The organism is Stenotrophomonas capsici, assembly GCF_034961085.1.
GTDB lineage: Bacteria > Pseudomonadota > Gammaproteobacteria > Xanthomonadales > Xanthomonadaceae > Stenotrophomonas > Stenotrophomonas capsici.
Genome location: NZ_JAYFUH010000249.1, coordinates 1 through 17,637 on the forward strand (window position 1 = coordinate 1; position 17,637 = coordinate 17,637).

The window sequence follows — 17,637 nt, forward strand, 5'->3', positions numbered from 1 at the left end:
GGAAGCATGACGTGCAGACCATCATCGAAGGTCCGGGCCACGTACCGATGCACCTGATCAAGCAGAACATGGACAAGCAGCTGCACGAGTGCGGCGAAGCGCCGTTCTACACGCTCGGCCCGCTGACCACCGACATCGCGCCGGGCTACGACCACATCACCAGCGCCATCGGCGCGGCGATGATCGGTTGGTACGGCACGGCGATGCTGTGCTACGTGACGCCCAAGGAACACCTGGGCCTGCCCAACCGCCAGGACGTGCGCGACGGCATCATGGCCTACAAGATCGCCGCGCATGCGGCAGACCTGGCCAAGGGTCACCCGGGCGCGCAGGTGCGCGACAACGCGCTGTCCAAGGCGCGCTTCGAGTTCCGTTGGGAGGACCAGTTCCACCTCGGCCTGGATCCGGAGAAAGCCAAGGAGTTCCACGACGAGACCCTGCCCAAGGACGCCCACAAGCTGGCGCACTTCTGCTCGATGTGCGGCCCGCATTTCTGCTCGATGAAGATCACCCAGGACGTGCGTGACTATGCGGCCGGGCAGGGCATGGACGCGGCGCAGGCCCTGCAGGCCGGCATGGCCGAGAAGTCGGCGCAGTTCCGCGAACAGGGCGCGCAGGTGTACCGGCCGGATTGACCGCCGGTTCCGCTCCCGGGGAGCCCGCTGGCTTCCCGGGGCAGGGTTGACGCGGACGGGGCGGCGGTCGTGGTAGCGTGCAGCCGTCCATCGCAGGGGAGGTCGCCATGAAGCTTCGCAATGCGTTCCGGCTCATCACGGTGCTGTTGCTGTCCTCGCTGCTGGCGGCCTGCGCCAGCACGCCCCGGGTCAGCAGCCAGGCCGATCCCAGCGGCGACTTCGGCCGCTACCGCAGCTTTGCGTTCTACTCGCCGCTGGCGCTGGAACAGAACGGCTACACCACCATCACCAGCAATCGCATCCGTGCGGCGGTGCAGGCACAGATGCAGGCGCGTGGCTATGTGCTCGACGAAGCCAAGCCCGACCTGTGGGTCAACCTCAATGCCTACCTGCAGGACAAGACGCGGGTGACCACGATGCCGCAGGTGGACTACGACTACTACTACAGCTATCGCGCACGCGGCTACGTGGCCGTGCCGTACTGGCGCGACCGCACCGACGTGCACCAGTACACCGAGGGCACGCTCAACGTGGACGTGGTCGACGTGCAGCGCAACCGCCTGGTCTGGGAAGGCGTGGCGGTGGGTACGGTGGGCCGCAGCACTCCGGACAAGCGTGGCGCGCAGATCGATGCGGCGGTCGCGGCAATCTTCGCGCAGTACCCGTACCGCGCCGCACGCTGAGGATCGCCCTCGATGAGCGTCGGTCCGGAGGGAGCGCGGCCGGAAGGTCTGCGCGTACGCGCGCACCTGCGCTGGCTGGCGCTGGCCCGCCGGCATCCGTCGGCGTGGCTGCTGGCGGTGCAGTTGCTGGGCGTGCTGCTGTACCCGGCGATGGAGCACCTGACCGCCGGCCGCGTGCTGTTCAACGCGTTTGGCATGGCGGTGCTTGGCCTGTCGGTGTGGGTCGTGCGACGCAGCCCGCTGGGCATCTGGGTGGCGTTGACGCTGGCGATCCCGGCGGTGGTGTTCTCAGTGGCCGGTGCGGTGCTGCAGCGGCATGCGTTCACCACCACCTCGCAGGTGCTCGAATGCCTGCTGTACTTCTATACGACCTGCAGCCTCATCGCCTATATGTTGCAGGACCATGAAGTCACGCGTGACGAACTGTTCGCCGCGGGGGCGACATTCACGCTGTTGGCATGGGCGTTTGCGTTCGCCTATTCAGTTTGCCAGCAGTGGTATCCGGGCAGCTTCATCGCCAGCAGCGAGGGGGAAATACGCAGCTGGGTGGAGCTGCTTTATCTGAGCTTCAGTTTGTTGTCCGGGGTCGGGCTCAGCGACGTCACGCCGGTGCATCCGCAGGCACGCGCGTTGGTGATGCTGGAGCAGTTTTCAGGCGTGATGTACGTGGCTCTGGTGGTTTCGCGACTGGTCGGGCTGACCATCAGCAAGGCGCGAAAAGGCTGAACGCCAGTTAAAAAAATCGCGCCTTGCGGCGCGAATTCTGTAACGGATTATGTGGATTCGTCGGCGAGAGAGAGCCTGATGTCGTCGATGTGGGGGCACACCGGTAACTTGCTTAGAGTAGTATTCGCACCCGTTTGAACTTTTGCGCTTTCCGTTGCAGCCATTTGCGGAATCTGGCGGTTGATCGACTCTCCCCCGGGTCGTTCAACCGGACACAGGAATGGTGTCCAAGACGGCTTTGACCCTGATCCCGATGCAAACAATCGACAACGAGAAGCCCGCGGGTGATCGGCTTCGCATTGGCGAGTGTCTGGTGGTGTTGTCCTCACGCGAGGTGCATCCGCCGGATGCACGCAAGGTGCAGCGACTTACCCCCAAGAGCATCGGCGTATTGCTGGCGCTGGCACGTCGTGCCGGCCAGGTGGTCACACGCGATGAGCTGTTCGCCGAAGTGTGGCCGGACACCATGCCGACCAACGACGTGCTGACCCAGGCGATCACCCAGCTGCGCAAGGCGTTTGCATCGGCCGCGGTCGATGGCGACGGCGTGGCCTACATCGAGACGATTTCCAAGACCGGTTACCGCTTGCTGGTGCCGGTTACCTGGGAGGATGCCGCCACTGACGCGGCGGGGGTGGACGCGGAGGCGTCGGATGATGCGCCGCAGCCAGCGGTCGTCGAACCCGTCGCCGCGGTGCAGGACGAGGCTGCCGCCAGGCCGGCTCCGGCGCGGTTGCCGCAACGACGGGTGGTGCGGCGCTACGTGTTGAGTGGCGTGGGTGTACTGCTGTTGGCCAGCACGCTGGTGATGGCCTGGCTGCTGTGGAAGCAGCCGGAATCGCCGGCACCGCAGGAAACCGTCAGTGGTACGCGGGTGCTGGGCAGTCCCGAGCGCCCGTACCGCTTGATCACCTCGACGTCGGCGTTCGAAACCCATCCGGACCTGTCGCCGGACGGCGCGCTGGTGGTGTTCGCCAAGGAAAGCGACGGCCTTTCGAGCCTGTGGGTGCAGAGCACCGGCACCGCGACGCCGGTGCAGCTGGTCATGCCGCCGGAAGGCGGCTCGGACCGTTTCCCGGCGTGGTCGCCGGATGGACGGGAAATCGCCTTCGCGCGCTTTCTCGCCGATGGTGGCTGCGAAGTACTGGTGATGCCCGCCACCGGCGGAACCGCGCGCCGCGTGACCCGTTGCGACGGCACCGAGATGCTCAGCTTCGACTGGGCACCGGACGGGCGCAGCCTGATCTTCGGATCGATGACCGGCAGCCAGGCCAGCCGCGGCATCCGCACGCTGGAGCTGGCGTCCGGGCGTTGGACGTCGTTCTCCTATGCGATGTCCGGTGACGACTTTGATTACGCACCGCGCTATTCGCCCGACGGCAAGCGCATCGGTTTCGTGCGCAATCCGCAGGTGGGCGATCTGTGGGTGATGGACGCCGACGGCAGCAACGCCGAGCGCCTCACCGAGGAAGCCGCCGAGATCCGCGGCTGGGCGTGGCTGACTTCCAGCGAGATGGTGTTCGGCCGGCGCGTGGACAGTGAGTCGCGCCTGTTCGGGCTGGACCTGGGTACCCGCCTGCTGCGCGACCTGGGCATCGGCGATGCGCAGAGTCCCTCGGTCTCGCGCCAGGGCGGCAACCTGGCCTTCATGCGCGACCAGCCGCAGTACGGGTTGTTCCGTTTCCCGCTGGGCGTGGCCGGCGGCGAGCCGCAGCGGCTGTTCGCTTCCTCCGGTCGCGATGGCCAGCCGATGGTGTCGCCCGATGGTCGCCAGCTGGCTTTCACCTCGGACCGTTCCGGTGCGTTCGCATTGTGGTGGGCGCGGTTGGAGGCACCTGATTCGCTGGAAATGATTGATGGTTTCCGGCCCGAGGCGCGCCAGCCGATGGATTGGTCCGCCGATGCCCGCCACCTGCTGGTCACCGGCCGTGACGCGGAGGGCCTGCCCGGTATCTACGAGGTGATCCCGGAGGAAGGGCAGTGGAGCAAGTTGCCGGTGCCGGTGAACGAGCCGTTGCAGGCCGTCTATGGACGGCAGCCCGGCACGGTGCTGGTGGTCGAGCGTGCCGTCAATGACCGCATGGTGCTGGCCCTGTTCGATCGCACGCAGACGCCCTGGAAGCGCCTGGCGGCGCTGGAGGGCGTGTCCCAGGTGCGGGTCGACAAGACCGGCGGGCAGGTGTTGTTCACCCGCTTGGGCAGTCCCGGCCTGTGGCAGGTGGATTCAAGCCTGGCCTTGAGCAGTGCCCGGCCGGTGAACCGCGAGGTGCCGACGCGCTGGCGTTACCGGACCTGGGCGGTGGCCGACAATGGCACGGTGCAGTACCTGAACATCGGGCCGCGATGCGCCACCCGGCTGGATGCGATCAACCCCGGTGCCAACGGGCTCAGCCAGTGCCTGGATGCCGTGCGCTACAGCTCCGGCAACGGCTTGAGCCTGGCGCCCGATGGCAGTGCCGCCTTCATCGCGCTGGCGGTCGCCGACGGCGCCGATATCGGCGTGATGCCGGTCCCCAGGCGCCCGCCGCGGCGGCTGATGGGCGTGGCCAAGTGGTTGCCGTGGTTGGGAAAACATCCTTCGTGATTCTTTCGGAAATCGCTTCCGGATAATTTCGGAGCAATCTCGCAGGATCTTCCTGACCTTCGCCGCCAGAGTTGGCAAAACCATCGCCCATTGAAGGCAAACAGATGGTGAGCAGCATGCGGCAGGTGACCTGGGTGGATCGCGGGCAATCGGTGACGTTCGACAGGCATGTCGATGACGGGCCGCGCCCGAACTGCGTGGGCGTCGCGCGGCTGGGCAGCCTGCAGACCTCCGGCACCGTGTTCACCGTATGGATGCAGCTGCGTGGCACCGCATGGGTGGAGTCCAAGGAAGGCAAGTTCCGCCTGCACCAGCGTGAGTGGATTGCCTTCGAGAAGGAGTCCCGCCCGCTGATCCAGGCCGGCCGTGATGGCGTATGCATTGGCGTGAGCCTGGATGCCGATGCCCTGCGCATGCTGGGTACGCTGGCCGACTGCAGTGTCTACACCGGCCGCGGCCGCATGAGCCATGCCGAGGCGCGGCTGGCATTGCGCCTGTGGCGCGAGGCCCAGGGCGCCGGTACCACCATCCACCAGCTGCGGCCGTTGCTGTTGCACCTGGCCTCGCTGCAGCGCGAGCTGTCGGTGACGGTGCAGCGTTGCCCCGGCCGTTCACGCATGCGCAAGCGCCAGGTGTTCGGCCGCATGCAGCGTGCGCGCATGTACCTGGAGGGCAACAGCCACCGCGTGGTACGCATCGGCGAGCTGGCCGAACTGACCAACTTCTCCAGCTGGTACCTGTCCAAGACCTTCCAGAGCCTGTACGAGGAAAGCCCGCAGTCGCTGTCGGCGCGGTTGCGCCTGGAGCGTGCCGCGATGCTGTTGCGCGATACCGACATGATGGTCGGCGAAGTTGCATCAGCCAGTGGCTTTGACAACTGTTGCAGTTTCGCGCGCGCATTCCGCGCCCGCTTCGGCACCTCGGCCACGCACTACCGCGACATGCGCGAAGCGTTGAGGCCAGATTCGGCAAAGTTTAAGGGCGGCTCGCGCAAATCAATCGGGGCGATGCAATCGTAACGTTCAGGGGTGTTTAACACACCACTAACGTTGTTGTTATTTGCTTCCTTGGAGAGATTGATGAAGCTTCGTAATTCCGCAGTGCGGCTGGGTTTGCTCCCGGCCGGCATCGCCATTGCCCTGACGCCTGCCTTCGCTTCCGCTCAGGACGCCGCCGGTGCCACCACCCTGGACCGCCTGGAAGTCACCGGTTCGCGCATCCGCTCGGTTGACGTTGAAACCGCGCAGCCGATCTTCACGGTGTCCTCCGAGGACATCAAGCGTTCGGGTCTGGTGTCCGTGGGTGACATCCTGCAGAACCTGACCGTTTCCGGTACCCAGACTTTCTCCAAGGCAGCCGTGCTGGCTTCCAACCCGGAGCAGGGCGGTCAGTACGCCAACCTGTACAACCTGGGTGAAATGCGCACCCTGGTGCTGGTCAACGGCAAGCGCTGGAGCTCCAGCCTGGCCGGCTTCACCGACATGTCGACCATCCCGAGCTCGCTGATCGAGCGCATCGAAGTGCTGAAGGATGGCGCCTCGGCCATCTACGGCTCCGACGCGATCTCCGGCGTGATCAACATCATCCTGCGCAAGGATTTCGACGGCGCCGAAGCTTCGGTCTACTACGGCCAGAACAGCGACGGTGACGGTGCCAAGACCCAGTACAACCTGACCCTGGGCACCACCGGTGAGCGTTCTTCGATCATGCTGGGCGCTTCCTACACCAAGGAAGATCCGGTGTGGGCCAAGGACCGCGCACTGACCCGTTACACCTATGGTCCGCGCCATGCGGCCGACGGTCTGAGCCCGGCTGGCCAGTGGGGTCGTTACACCGACCCGACCACCGGCGAGGTGATGGTCATCAATCACCCGGGTGGCGTTGGTGCTGATTCCAGCGACCCGAACAACTACCACCCGATCAATGGCGACGATTACTTCAACGCCACTGAGCAGATGATGTTGAACCAGGGTTCGGAGAACAAGTCGGTCTTCGCCGCTGGTACCTACGACATCAACGACAATCTGCGTCTGAAGTCGACCGTGATGTACTCCGAGCGTGACTCCAAGCGCCAGATCGCCGGCTACCCGCTGACCGGTACCAGCCAGAGGAACTTCCCGGTCGCCCTGAGCAAGGACAGCGTCTACAACCCGGTCGATGCTGACATCACCAGCTGGGGCCGTCGCATTTTCGAACTGCCGCGCATCAGTGAGAACAACGTCAAGTCGTTCCACTTCGACGCAGCGCTGGAAGGCACCTTCGACTTCAACGACCGTCCGTTCGACTGGGATGTGGGCATCAACTACAACCAGTACGACGTGACCGAAACCAGCAGCGGCAACATCAACCTGCTGGCACTGCAGAAGGCCCTGGGCCCGTCGTTCATCAACAGTGCTGGCGTCGCACAGTGCGGCACCGCCGCCAACCCGATTGCGCTCGGCACCAATGCCGCGCTGGGCCAGTGCACCCCGTTCGACATCCTGGGCGGTGCCTCGGCAGCCACTCCGGAAGCGCTGACCTACATCAACACCCTGCTCAACGCGACGTCGCAGAGCAAGAGCAAGCAGTACTTCGCCAACATCACCGGTGGTCTGTTCGACATGCCGGGCGACGCCGGCGAGTTCGCCTTCGCTGCCGGTTACGAGCACCGTGAAGTCAGCGGTTACGACCATCCGGACGCACTGTCCTCGGCCGGTTACACGACCGACCTGGCTGCTGGTGCAGCCTCGGGTAAGTACAAGGCCAATGAGTTCTACCTGGAATTCATGATCCCGCTGTTGAAGGATCTGCCGGGTGCCAAGGAGCTGTCGCTGGATATCGCCAGCCGTTACTCGGACTTCGACAAGTTCGGCGACACCATCAACAGCAAGTTCAGCCTGACCTGGCGTCCGATCGAAGACCTGCTGGTGCGTGGTACCTATGGTGAAGGCTTCCGTGCCCCGACCATGGACGACACCTTCGGTGGCGGCTCGCAGACCTTCGACCGCTTCACCGACCCGTGCGATGCGCAGTTCGGCATGCTGAACGACCCGCGCGTCGCCGCGCGTTGCCAGTCCGAAGGCCTGGCTTCGACCCATCGCCAGACCGATGCCGCCGGCAAGCCGGTCACCGCGCGTGACACGCAGGCCAATGCTGCATTCCAGTCGGGCGTGGGTAACGACCAGCTGCAGCCGGAAACCAGCAAGACCCGCACCGTGGGCCTGGTGTACAGCCCGAGCTACGTGCAGGGCCTGGACATCTCGCTGGACTGGTACAAGATCACCGTGGACAACGTGATCACCGCCGTGTCGGCCAATTACGTGCTGAACCAGTGCTACCAGAACGGCGTGCAGCAGTTCTGTGACCAGTACGGTCGCGACGTCACCACCGGTCAGGTCACCAGCCTGAGCCGCGGTAACGCCAACCTGGGCTCGCTGGAAACCGAAGGCTACAACTTCGGCGTCCGTTACCGCCTGCCGGAACTGGCGATTGGTACCTTCGGTGTCAACCTTGACGCGAACTACCTGAGCACTTTCCGCCAGCAGTCGACCAAGGGTGCCGAGTGGGACAACTACGCCGGTTACTGGAACTACCCGCGCGTTCGCGCAACGCTGGGCGTGAACTGGGCCAAGGACGACCTGTCCGCGAACTGGGGCATGCGCTACTACGGCGGCTTCCGTGACTACTGCTACGACGATGGCGTGGAGTGCAACGAGCCGAACTACCAGACCCCGAACGGTGGCTGGGGCGGTGGCGAAGGTGCCAACAAGAAGGGCGCGATCGTGTACCACGACGTGTCCGTCACCTGGCAGGCTCCGTGGGACGGCAGCGTGACCGTCGGTGCGCGCAACGTGTTCGACAAGAAGCCGCCGATCACCTATTCGGTGAGCAACAGCAGCGCTTCGCAGATCGACCCGATGCTCGACTACGATCGCTTCCTGTTCATCCAGTACAACCAGCGCTTCTGATCCATCGAAGCCCTGTGAAACAAGGAAAGGGTGGGCCGCAAGGCCCACCCTTTTTCTTTGCCTGCGATGGCGCGCGGGGCACGCATCCGGGTCGGGCTGTCGTGGACGCCGGCATGCCGGTGGCCTGCCGGCGGACGCCCAAGGAAAACGGCCGCACGCGGCGGCCGTCGTTCACCACACCAACGGGGAAGCTCACGCCTCCAGCGTCAGCCCCATCATGCCGTCGGCCATCTCGCGCCATTGCTCCAGCTTGGGCAGCACGCCCACGCGCGCCAGGTACTGTTCGTCGACCTCGCGGCCGGCGGCCAGCGCGGTGGCCACGTGCACGGCACCGGCGACCCAGAAGCTGCGTACGTTCGAGCGCAGCGGCTGCAGTTGGAAGGCCACGGCCTCGATGATCGGCATCGGCAGGCCCCACAGGCCCAGCAGGTAGGCGCCGGCCTCGGCGTGGCCGGGGCGGTCGTCGCCGGATTCGAGCGGCAGGTGTTCGTCACGCACGCCCGGCAGCAACTGGCCGATGTCGGCCAGCAGCGCGGCGGTGGCGCCCAGCTCGGCGCTGGACTGGGGCAGCATCCTGGCCGCCAGCCGCGAGGCGAGCAGGGCGCGCGTCTGCAGCGCGTTGCGCTCGGCGCTGGACGCGCCGGGCAGGGCGAAGACCTCGCTGGCCAGCACCAGGTCACGCAGGGTGGACAGGCCCAGCCGCGTCACCGCGCCACGCAGGTCGGAGATCGCGCGGCCGTTGTTGAAGAACGCCGAGTTGGACAGTTGCAGCACCTTGGCGGCGATGGCTGGGTCGGCCGAGACCAGCTTGGCGATGTCGGCCGCGTTGCTCTCGTCGTCGTCCTCCAGCGCATGCATCAGGCTCAGGTACAGGTGCGGGGGCGAGGGCAGCTTCTCGATGCGGCCGATCGCTGCACGCAGGCGCGGGCTGTCCAGCACCTCGCGCAGCTCTTCCAGGCTGGTCAGCGCCTCGAGCAGCAGTTCCGGGGCCAGCGGCAGCGGCAGGAAGCGGTGGGCCAGGCCGATGATGCGGGCCGACGGCACGCGCTGGTTCTCGCCGCCCTCGATCAGGGCGATGCGGATGGTTTCCGGGCGCAGGGTGCGGATCTGGCCGAGCAGGGTCGCCGGGGACAGGTCGTTCAGGGTCGGGGCGACGATGATCGCGTCGATGGTCGCCGAGGAAACCGCCACTATCGCGGCACTGCCATCGGGGACCGACTGCACCTCCCACTCGTCGCCCAGATCGCCGATGTACTCGAGCAACTCGGCCGACAGCGTGGCTTCGCCACCGACTAACAGGATTCGCAAGACACTTCCCCTTGGCAAAACACGCGATTACGACGAACGGGCAGAACGGAAACAGGCCGGATCAACCGGCCTGTAAATGTAGCGAATCGCTGGCGACGGGTCATGCGCGACGCCGGAGAAACGTGATCGCAGTCGCTGCGGGCGGGCCGGAACGTGGCCCGCCCGCGGCGTGGATCAGCCTTCCTGTTCCTGCTTGGCCAGGAAGGTCTGGTGGGCGTCGACCAGGATCTTCTTGGCTTCGGCGGCGTCGCCCCAGCCTTCGATCTTGACCCACTTGCCCTTTTCCAGGTCCTTGTAGTGCTCGAAGAAGTGGCCGATGCGCTCCAGCCAGTGGCTGGACACCTGGTTGATGTCTTCCACGTGGGCGTAGCCATTGAAGATCTTGGCCACCGGCACGGCGAGGATCTTCTCGTCGCTGCCGGCCTCATCGGTCATCTTCAGCACGCCGACCGGGCGGCAGCGGACCACCGAACCCGGCACCAGCGGCAGCGGCAGGACCACCAGCACGTCGGCCGGGTCGCCGTCGCCGCACAGGGTCTGCGGCACGAAGCCGTAGTTGCACGGGTAGCGCATCGGGGTGGAGAGGATGCGGTCGACGAAGATCGCGCCGCTTTCCTTGTCCATCTCGTACTTCACCGGCTCCGAATCCTTCGGGATCTCGACGATGACGTTGATTTCTTCCGGCGGGTTCTTGCCCGGGGAGACCAGTTTCAGGCCCATTGCGCTGACTCCGAATCGTGTTTGGTTGAAAAAGAGGGCCATTCTACGCGCACGGCTATTGCGGCGCACCAAAGGCAAGGATTATTTGCGCATGGGAAGCATTATCGTTTGCGATATGCTGGACAGCCTGTGGGCAGGAGGAACGCCCGGCGCCTGGAATGCCGGACAACGGCGGCTACCGGCCGTGCGCGGCCGATCTTCCGGCCCTGGCTTCTCCCCCGCGGGGCCGCGCCTGTGCCGCAGGCGAAGGCGAACCCCACCGCTACCCCTCCGCGCGCCATGAACACGACCGAAACCCCTGCTTTCCCGTCCCGCAGCCAACGCCTGAAGGCCGCGACCCACGGCACGCACGATTCGCTGGACAAGCGGATCATGGCCGAGGACATCTTCGCCAGCCGCGCGCGGTTTGCCCGCTTCGTGCGCGTGCAGTACCGCTTCCACCGTGACATCCAGGCGCTGTACGCGGTGCCGGCGCTGGTCGCGCTGCTGCCCGGGTTGGCCGGGCGTTGCCGGCTGGAGCAGATCGCCCAGGACCTGGGCGACCTGGAGCAGGGCCTGCCGGCTGCCGCACCCACGGCGCTGCCCGCCGCTGTCGAGCTGCCGCATGCACTGGGGTGGCTGTATGTCGCCGAAGGCTCCAACCTGGGCGGTACCATTCTGTTCAAGATGGCCGCCAAGCTGGGGCTGGGCGCGCGGTTCGGTGCCAGCCACCTGGCGGCGCACCCGGACGGTGCGGCCCGCCACTGGCGGCAGTTCACCGCGGCACTGGATGCCGTGCCGCTGACTGCCGGGCAGGAAGCGGAGGCCATCGAAGGTGCAAATGCCGCGTTCCGTACGGTGCGCGGGTATGTCGAGGAGGAGTTCGTGTGACCAACCCCCGGGCCAGGCCCGCCGTGCCGGAGAGCCAGCGATGATCCGCTGGTTCTGGTTCTGCGTGGGTTGGTTGATGGTTGCGCTGGGCATCATCGGGGCCTTGCTGCCGGTGATGCCGACCACGATCTTCCTGATCCTGGCGGTGTGGTGTTTCTCGCGCTCCTCGCCGCGCCTGGAGGCCTGGCTGCTCAACCACCCGCGCTACGGGGGGCCGCTTCGGCAGTGGAAGGAGCACGGCGCGATCAGCCGCAAGGGCAAGTGCTTTGCCGGCGGCGGCATGGCACTGGGCTATGTGCTGTTCTTCATCGGCGCCCACCCGGACTGGAAGCTGGCATTGGGCGTGGGCCTGTTCTTCGTTGCCAGTGCCGCCTACGTGCTGTCGCGGCCGCGACCGCAGGAAGACGCGCAGCTGGCCGAACCGGGCCGTGATCACCCGGGATGAGCGGGCCGCACACCGTGTGACCGAAGATCCCGCGCCGGGATGAAGCCAGGCGGACTCCCTGCCTGCACGGCCATCCACCCTTCCCCCGGATGGGGGAAGGGAGATGCCGCCGGTCACGCGATGTGCATCAAAGCAACGGCACCAGCAACAGCGCCACGATGTTGATGATCCTGATCTGCGCCTTCGGCGTCCCCCATCCCGTTCCCTTCCCCCGTGAACGGGGGAAGGGCGAAGGTGCCATGCGCAGTCGGCTTCGACTACAGCAATGGCACCAACAGCAGCGCGACAATATTGATGATTTTTATGAGGGGGTTGATGGCCGGCCCGGCGGTGTCCTTGTACGGGTCACCGACGGTGTCGCCGGTCACCGCCGCCTTGTGTGCCTCGCTGCCCTTGCCGCCGAAGTGCCCGTCCTCGATGTACTTCTTGGCGTTGTCCCAGGCGCCGCCGCCGGTGGTCATCGAGATGGCGACGAACAGGCCGGTGACGATGGTGCCGATCAGCAGGCCACCCAGCGCCTTCGGGCCGAGCAGCAGGCCCACCACCACCGGCACCGCGACCGGCAGCAGCGAGGGCACGATCATCTCCTTGATCGCCGAGCGGGTCAGCATGTCCACCGCCTTGTCGTACTGCGGCTTGCCGGTGCCCTGCATGATCCCGGGGATATCGCGGAACTGGCGGCGCACTTCCTCCACCACCGCGCCGGCCGCACGGCCTACCGCCTCCATCGCCATCGCGCCGAACAGGTAGGGGATCAGGCCGCCAATCAGCAGGCCGATGATCACCGTGTGGTCGGACAGGTCGAAGGTGAACACCTCGGTTGGATGCGCGGCCTGCAGGTTGTGCGTGTAGTCGGCGAACAGCACCAGCGCGGCCAGTGCCGCCGAACCGATCGCATAGCCCTTGGTCACCGCCTTGGTGGTGTTGCCCACCGCGTCCAGCGGGTCGGTGATGTCGCGGATGTCGGCGGGGAGCTCGGCCATCTCGGCGATGCCGCCGGCGTTGTCGGTGATCGGCCCGTAGGCATCGAGCGCGACGATCATGCCGGCCATCGACAGCATCGCGGTGGCGGCGATGGCGATGCCATACAGACCGCCGAAGTGGAAGGCGCCCCAGATCGCCGCACACACCGCGATCACCGGCAGCGCGGTCGACTTCATCGATACGCCGAGGCCGGCGATGATGTTGGTGCCATGGCCGGTGGTCGAGGCCTGCGCCACATGCTGCACCGGCTTGTACTGGGTGCCGGTGTAGTACTCGGTGATCCACACGATCAAACCGGTCAGCACCAGCCCGATCAGCGCGCACAGGTACAGGTTGGTGGCGCCATGGCGGGAATCGGCCATCAGCTGCGTGGTCACAGGCCAGAAGGCGATGGCGGCCAGCACGCCGGAGACGATCACGCCCTTGTACAGCGCGCCCATGATCGAGCCACCGGACTTCACCTTGACGAAGAACGCGCCGATGATCGAGGCGATGATCGACACCCCGCCCAGCACCAGCGGGTACAGCACCGCATTGCGCCCGACCTCGGCCACCATCAGTCCGCCGAGCAGCATCGTGGCGATCACCGTCACCGCGTAGGTCTCGAACAGGTCGGCGGCCATGCCGGCGCAGTCGCCGACGTTGTCACCGACGTTGTCGGCGATCACCGCCGGGTTGCGCGGGTCGTCCTCGGGGATGCCGGCCTCGACCTTGCCGACCAGGTCCGCGCCCACGTCGGCGCCCTTGGTGAAGATGCCACCGCCCAGTCGCGCGAAGATCGAGATCAGCGAACTGCCGAACGCCAGCCCGACCAGCGCATGCAGGTTGTCGGCCTGGCTCAGGCCCAGCCGCTGCAGGATCAGGTAGTAGCCGGCCACGCCGAGCAGGCCCAGCCCGACCACCAGCATGCCGGTGATCGCGCCGCCGCGGAACGCCACGTCCATCGCCGCGCTCATGCCGTTGCGTGCGGCCTCGGCGGTACGCACGTTGGCGCGCACCGACACGTTCATGCCGATGTAGCCGGCCGCGCCGGACAACACCGCGCCCACCGCGAAGCCAATGGCGGTGTACCAGCTGAGGAAGAAGCCGACCAGCACGAACAGCACCACGCCGGCGATGGCGATGGTCAGGTACTGGCGGTTGAGGTAGGCCCGCGCGCCTTCCTGGATGGCGGCGGCGATTTCCTGCATGCGGGCATTGCCGGCAGGCTGCCGCAGTACCCATTGGGCCGAGATGATGCCGTAGATGATGGCGACGGCGGCGCAGACCAGCGAGAGCACAAGACCGTACTGTTCGAGCATGACCCCTCCAGCGTTGGTGGATGCCATCCAGCTGTGGATGAAGCGGGGACACGCCGGGTAGATCGAAGCACTGGAACAGACCCGGGCCGCGCTGCGGCTGTGGTACGTGTCGCTGTGTTCAAACACTCCTGAGGCCGGCCGAGTATGACTGCCAGCTGTCTCCGCCGCCAGCCATGGCCGCGTTTGCCTGCCCGTTCAGCGCGACAGTGGCAACGTGCGGCGTCCGTCTCGTGGAGTTGCCCGATGAAAGCCATCGCCCCCGTATTGCTGGTCCTGCTGCCCCTGACCGCGTTGGCGGCGTTGCCCACGCCGGAGATCGAGCGGCCGGCGGCCGCGGCGCAGGCGGTGGGTGCGGTGCATACCGTGCGCCAGATTCCCGAAGCCTGTACCCGCATCGAAGGCCGCTTCACCGGCACCGCGGCGCAGCCCTATGACATGCAGTTGGTGCGTACCAACCCACAGTGCCAGGCCCGCGCGGTGTTCCTGGATGCGGGCAAGGTCACGCCGAGCGAGGCGGCCGGCTGGAAGCTCAACGAAGTGGTGCGCGTGCCCTCGGCGGCCTGCAGCACGCAGCAGGCGTTGATCGAGGTCTGGCGCAAGCCGGCCGGGCAGCGCGTGGCGCTGGATGGCCAAGGCCAGAACCGCGTCTACCTGGAGGATGCCAAGGCCCAGGCCGCAGCGGGCCGTTTGGCGGCGCTGCCGGCGTACTCGGCCAGGTTGTCGATGGAAGGCGCCGCCTGCACGCGCTGAACGCATTGAAGGGCGCCCACCGGTTTCAACCGGCGGGACGCGCGGGCCTCAGCGCTGGTCCACGGTGACCAGCAGGGGCGAGGCGAAGATGGCCGCCGGCGAAATCACCGGTTCGCCCCGTGGGATGTTCGCGCCATAGCGTTCGCGCAGCTTGGCCTGCACGGCCGGTGCCTGCAGGTCGAAGCTGTCCAGCCGCGCCAGCGGTGCCAGGCCGATGCCGGCGGCATCGCGGTACAGCTTCCACACCAGCTCCGAGCAGTAGATGCGCTGGTCGGACCACTCGAAAGTGAGGTCGTAAGGCTTGCCGAGATAGAGCGTGGCAGCGGCATGCAGGCGGGCCTTGGTGTGCGCATCCAACGGCGCGATCGGTCGCTTGATCACGTAGCGGCCGTGACTGCCACGGTCGAGCCAGGCCTGCAGTGGCGTGTAGCGCACCGGCTGCACGGCTTCCAGCACGTAGGGGGCACCGCCGCGCAACAGCACGATGCCCAGGTGGCTGTACGGCGAATGCGTGGCAGCCTGCACCGCCACGCTTTGGCGCGAGGTCGAGGTATGGAACACGATGTCGCCGTCCTGCGGCGTGTAGGCCGTTGCCGGCTGCGCCCACCACGCTGGCAGCACCAGCAACGCCCACAGGCCCAGGCGCAGATACATCGTGATCAGCCTTCCCAGCCCGGCAGCTTCTTCGCGACGGCCACGTTTTTCAGCGTCACGTACTTGGGCAGTCCATCGCGGCCGTAAGGCAGCGGTGCTTCGCCACGGATCAGCGGCTGCAGGTAGCGGCGTGCCTTCTCGGTGATGCCGAAGCCGTCCTTGCGGATGAAGCCGGCCGGCATCTTCTTCTCGTGGTTGGCCACCTTGGACAGCGGCGCGGCCTCGATCTTCCAGCGGTACGGCGCGTCGGCGGTGCGCACGATCACCGGCATCACCGAGTTCTGTCCCTTCAGCGCGAACTGCACCGCGGCCTTGCCGACCGCCTGTGCCTGCTCCCAGTCGGTCCTGGAGGCGATGTGGCGGGCCGAACGTTGCAGGTAGTCGGGCAGGGTCCAGTGCACCTTGTAGCCGAGCTCGGCCTTGACCCGGCCCGCCAGGTACGAGGCGACGCCGCCCAGTTGGGTGTGCCCGAACGAATCCTTGGCACCGCCGGCATCGGCGACGAACTGGCCATCGGCGGTGTGGATGCCTTCGCTGGCTACCACCACGCAGTAGCCCACCTTGGCCACCACCTGCTTCACCTTGGCCAGGAAGGTGGCTTCGTCGTAGGCGCGCTCGGGCAGCAGGATGATGTGCGGCGCGTCGTCGGCGCTGCCGCCGGCCAGCCCGGCGGCAGCGGCCAGCCAGCCGGCGTGGCGGCCCATGGCTTCGTAGATGAACACGCGGGTGGAGGTCTCGGCCATCGCCGCCACGTCCAGCGCCGCCTCGCGCACCGATACTGCGGTGTACTTGGCAGCCGAGCCGAAGCCCGGGCAGGTGTCGGTCACGGCCAGGTCGTTGTCGATGGTCTTGGGGACGCCCACGCAGGTCAGCGGGTAGCCGTACTCCTTGGCCAGCTGCGACACCTTCAGCGCGGTATCGGCCGAATCATTGCCGCCGTTGTAGAGGAACCAGCGCACGTCATGCGCCTTGAACACCTCCAGCAGGCGCTCGTACCTGGCGCGGTCGGCCTCCAGCGATTTGAGCTTGTAGCGGCACGATCCAAATGCACCGCCCGGCGTATGGGCGAGCGCGGCGATGCTGGCCGCCGACTCCTTCGAGGTATCGATCAGCTCTTCGCGCAACGCGCCCAGGATGCCGTTGCGCGCTGCCAACACCTTGATTTTCCTTGCCCTTGCTTCGCTGATGACGGCAGAGGCGGTGGCGTTGATGACGGCGGTGACGCCGCCGGACTGGGCGTACAGCAGGGTGCCTTGGGACATGGTGGATACTCTCTGGACGGGGGACATTCCGGGACATTGGCCGGATGCGGTAAGCTGCACATATTGCGGTGCAGCGTGAATCGGCCCATGGAGTCTAACGCCGCTGTCCGTCCCGTTTCCTCAAACATATGGGAGTCAGGAATGCGATTGGTTCTGTTGGGACCGCCCGGTTCGGGCAAGGGCACGCAGGCGACGAGCCTGAAGGAACAACTGCAGGTTCCGCACATTTCCACCGGTGACCTGCTGCGCGCCGAAGTGGCCGCCGGCACGGAGCTGGGCAAGCAGGCCAAGGCCGTGATGGACGCCGGCAACCTGGTGTCCGACGACATCCTGCTGGGCATGTTGGAATCGCGCCTGTCCCAGGCCGACACCGCCAAGGGTTTCATCCTCGACGGCTACCCGCGCAACGTGGCCCAGGCCAATGCGCTGGGTGAACTGCTGGCCAGGCTGAACCAGCCGCTGGACGCGATCGTGCAGCTGGACGTGCCGACCGAGCTGCTGGTCGAGCGCATCGCTGGCCGCGCCAAGGAGCAGGGCCGCGCCGACGACAACCCGGAATCGGTGCGCCAGCGCCTGCAGGTCTACAACGATTCCACCGCGCCGGTGATCGACTTCTACGCTGCCAAGGGCACCCTGGCCCGCGTCGACGGCGTGGGTGCGCTGGACGAAGTGCTGGCCCGCATCCTGGCCGCGATCAAGCGCTGACCCAGGTGGCTGCGGCGCCTGCCGCCGCAGCCGCAGGGCCCCGCCGTCGCGGTGCGCCCCTAC

Annotated in this window: 15 protein-coding genes; 10 read left to right on the top strand and 5 right to left on the bottom strand. The window is 66.5% G+C overall.

All coding sequences use genetic code 11. The annotated features are described in order from the left end of the window. The 6 genes from VA603_RS13260 to VA603_RS13285 all read left to right on the top strand — a co-directional run. A partial coding sequence (locus VA603_RS13260; RefSeq protein ID WP_323439135.1) for a phosphomethylpyrimidine synthase ThiC occupies positions 1 to 635 on the top strand: 635 nt, incomplete at its 5' end. A gap of 107 nt (positions 636 to 742) precedes the next feature. After that, complete coding sequence (locus VA603_RS13265; protein ID WP_192287565.1) at positions 743 to 1,318, top strand: DUF4136 domain-containing protein; 576 nt, start codon at positions 743 to 745, stop codon at positions 1,316 to 1,318. Positions 1,319 to 1,330: 12 nt separating this feature from the next. After that, positions 1,331 to 2,044: an ion channel gene (locus VA603_RS13270; RefSeq protein WP_323439136.1), complete on the top strand. Its 714-nt coding sequence runs from the start codon at positions 1,331 to 1,333 to the stop codon at positions 2,042 to 2,044. Between the two features lie 253 nt (positions 2,045 to 2,297). Beyond that, entirely contained in the window at positions 2,298 to 4,628 is a 2,331-nt protein-coding gene (locus tag VA603_RS13275) for a winged helix-turn-helix domain-containing protein (RefSeq protein ID WP_425603735.1), read from the top strand. Between the two features lie 116 nt (positions 4,629 to 4,744). Further along, complete coding sequence (locus tag VA603_RS13280; protein WP_132865516.1) at positions 4,745 to 5,647, top strand: helix-turn-helix transcriptional regulator; 903 nt, start codon at positions 4,745 to 4,747, stop codon at positions 5,645 to 5,647. 60 nt (positions 5,648 to 5,707) lie between these two features. Continuing rightward, on the top strand, positions 5,708 to 8,575 hold the full coding sequence (locus tag VA603_RS13285; protein WP_192287563.1) for a TonB-dependent receptor plug domain-containing protein: 2,868 nt from the start codon (positions 5,708 to 5,710) through the stop codon (positions 8,573 to 8,575). 192 nt (positions 8,576 to 8,767) lie between these two features. Here VA603_RS13285 and VA603_RS13290 read toward each other — a convergent pair whose 3' ends face one another. Further along, the gene (locus tag VA603_RS13290; protein ID WP_323439138.1) at positions 8,768 to 9,883 is read right to left on the bottom strand and encodes an HDOD domain-containing protein; all 1,116 of its coding nucleotides are present in this window, start codon (positions 9,881 to 9,883) and stop codon (positions 8,768 to 8,770) included. Positions 9,884 to 10,057: 174 nt separating this feature from the next. Continuing rightward, entirely contained in the window at positions 10,058 to 10,603 is a 546-nt protein-coding gene (gene ppa / locus VA603_RS13295; RefSeq protein WP_132865514.1) for an inorganic diphosphatase, read from the bottom strand. Positions 10,604 to 10,882: 279 nt separating this feature from the next. On the opposite strand from ppa, the gene VA603_RS13300 reads away from it, so the two are divergent. Continuing rightward, positions 10,883 to 11,473 carry a biliverdin-producing heme oxygenase gene (locus VA603_RS13300; protein ID WP_132865513.1) on the top strand — a complete coding sequence of 197 codons (591 nt, stop codon included), beginning with the start codon at positions 10,883 to 10,885 and terminating at the stop codon, positions 11,471 to 11,473. 43 nt (positions 11,474 to 11,516) lie between these two features. Beyond that, a complete protein-coding gene (locus VA603_RS13305) occupies positions 11,517 to 11,918 on the top strand; it encodes a YbaN family protein (protein ID WP_323439629.1) in 402 nt (133 codons plus the stop codon). 257 nt (positions 11,919 to 12,175) lie between these two features. Here VA603_RS13305 and VA603_RS13310 read toward each other — a convergent pair whose 3' ends face one another. Beyond that, the gene (locus VA603_RS13310; RefSeq protein WP_132865512.1) at positions 12,176 to 14,203 is read right to left on the bottom strand and encodes a sodium-translocating pyrophosphatase; all 2,028 of its coding nucleotides are present in this window, start codon (positions 14,201 to 14,203) and stop codon (positions 12,176 to 12,178) included. Positions 14,204 to 14,446: 243 nt separating this feature from the next. On the opposite strand from VA603_RS13310, the gene VA603_RS13315 reads away from it, so the two are divergent. After that, positions 14,447 to 14,953, top strand: a complete 507-nt coding sequence (locus VA603_RS13315) for a hypothetical protein (protein WP_323439139.1) — start codon at positions 14,447 to 14,449, stop codon at positions 14,951 to 14,953. Between the two features lie 48 nt (positions 14,954 to 15,001). Here VA603_RS13315 and VA603_RS13320 read toward each other — a convergent pair whose 3' ends face one another. Together VA603_RS13320 and VA603_RS13325 are read right to left on the bottom strand one after the other, a co-directional pair. Next, positions 15,002 to 15,607 carry a YiiX family permuted papain-like enzyme gene (locus VA603_RS13320; protein ID WP_323439140.1) on the bottom strand — a complete coding sequence of 202 codons (606 nt, stop codon included), beginning with the start codon at positions 15,605 to 15,607 and terminating at the stop codon, positions 15,002 to 15,004. 5 nt (positions 15,608 to 15,612) lie between these two features. Further along, positions 15,613 to 16,869, bottom strand: coding sequence for a 6-phosphofructokinase (locus VA603_RS13325; protein WP_132865510.1), 1,257 nt, complete (start codon positions 16,867 to 16,869; stop codon positions 15,613 to 15,615). A gap of 141 nt (positions 16,870 to 17,010) precedes the next feature. Between VA603_RS13325 and VA603_RS13330 the strand changes: the two genes are divergently transcribed. Beyond that, positions 17,011 to 17,574, top strand: coding sequence for an adenylate kinase (locus VA603_RS13330; protein ID WP_132865509.1), 564 nt, complete (start codon positions 17,011 to 17,013; stop codon positions 17,572 to 17,574). Positions 17,575 to 17,637 lie beyond the last annotated feature (63 nt).

Coding starts and splice junctions, on each gene's coding strand:
- VA603_RS13330 (WP_132865509.1), top strand. CDS start 17,011: ATGCGATTGGTTCTGTTGGGACCGCCCGGTTCGGGCAAGGGCACGCAG.
- VA603_RS13325 (WP_132865510.1), bottom strand. CDS start 16,869: ATGTCCCAAGGCACCCTGCTGTACGCCCAGTCCGGCGGCGTCACCGCC.
- VA603_RS13320 (WP_323439140.1), bottom strand. CDS start 15,607: ATGTATCTGCGCCTGGGCCTGTGGGCGTTGCTGGTGCTGCCAGCGTGG.
- VA603_RS13310 (WP_132865512.1), bottom strand. CDS start 14,203: ATGCTCGAACAGTACGGTCTTGTGCTCTCGCTGGTCTGCGCCGCCGTC.
- VA603_RS13300 (WP_132865513.1), top strand. CDS start 10,883: ATGAACACGACCGAAACCCCTGCTTTCCCGTCCCGCAGCCAACGCCTG.
- VA603_RS13280 (WP_132865516.1), top strand. CDS start 4,745: ATGCGGCAGGTGACCTGGGTGGATCGCGGGCAATCGGTGACGTTCGAC.
- VA603_RS13275 (WP_425603735.1), top strand. CDS start 2,298: ATGCAAACAATCGACAACGAGAAGCCCGCGGGTGATCGGCTTCGCATT.
- VA603_RS13270 (WP_323439136.1), top strand. CDS start 1,331: ATGAGCGTCGGTCCGGAGGGAGCGCGGCCGGAAGGTCTGCGCGTACGC.
- VA603_RS13265 (WP_192287565.1), top strand. CDS start 743: ATGAAGCTTCGCAATGCGTTCCGGCTCATCACGGTGCTGTTGCTGTCC.
- VA603_RS13315 (WP_323439139.1), top strand. CDS start 14,447: ATGAAAGCCATCGCCCCCGTATTGCTGGTCCTGCTGCCCCTGACCGCG.
- ppa (WP_132865514.1), bottom strand. CDS start 10,603: ATGGGCCTGAAACTGGTCTCCCCGGGCAAGAACCCGCCGGAAGAAATC.
- VA603_RS13285 (WP_192287563.1), top strand. CDS start 5,708: ATGAAGCTTCGTAATTCCGCAGTGCGGCTGGGTTTGCTCCCGGCCGGC.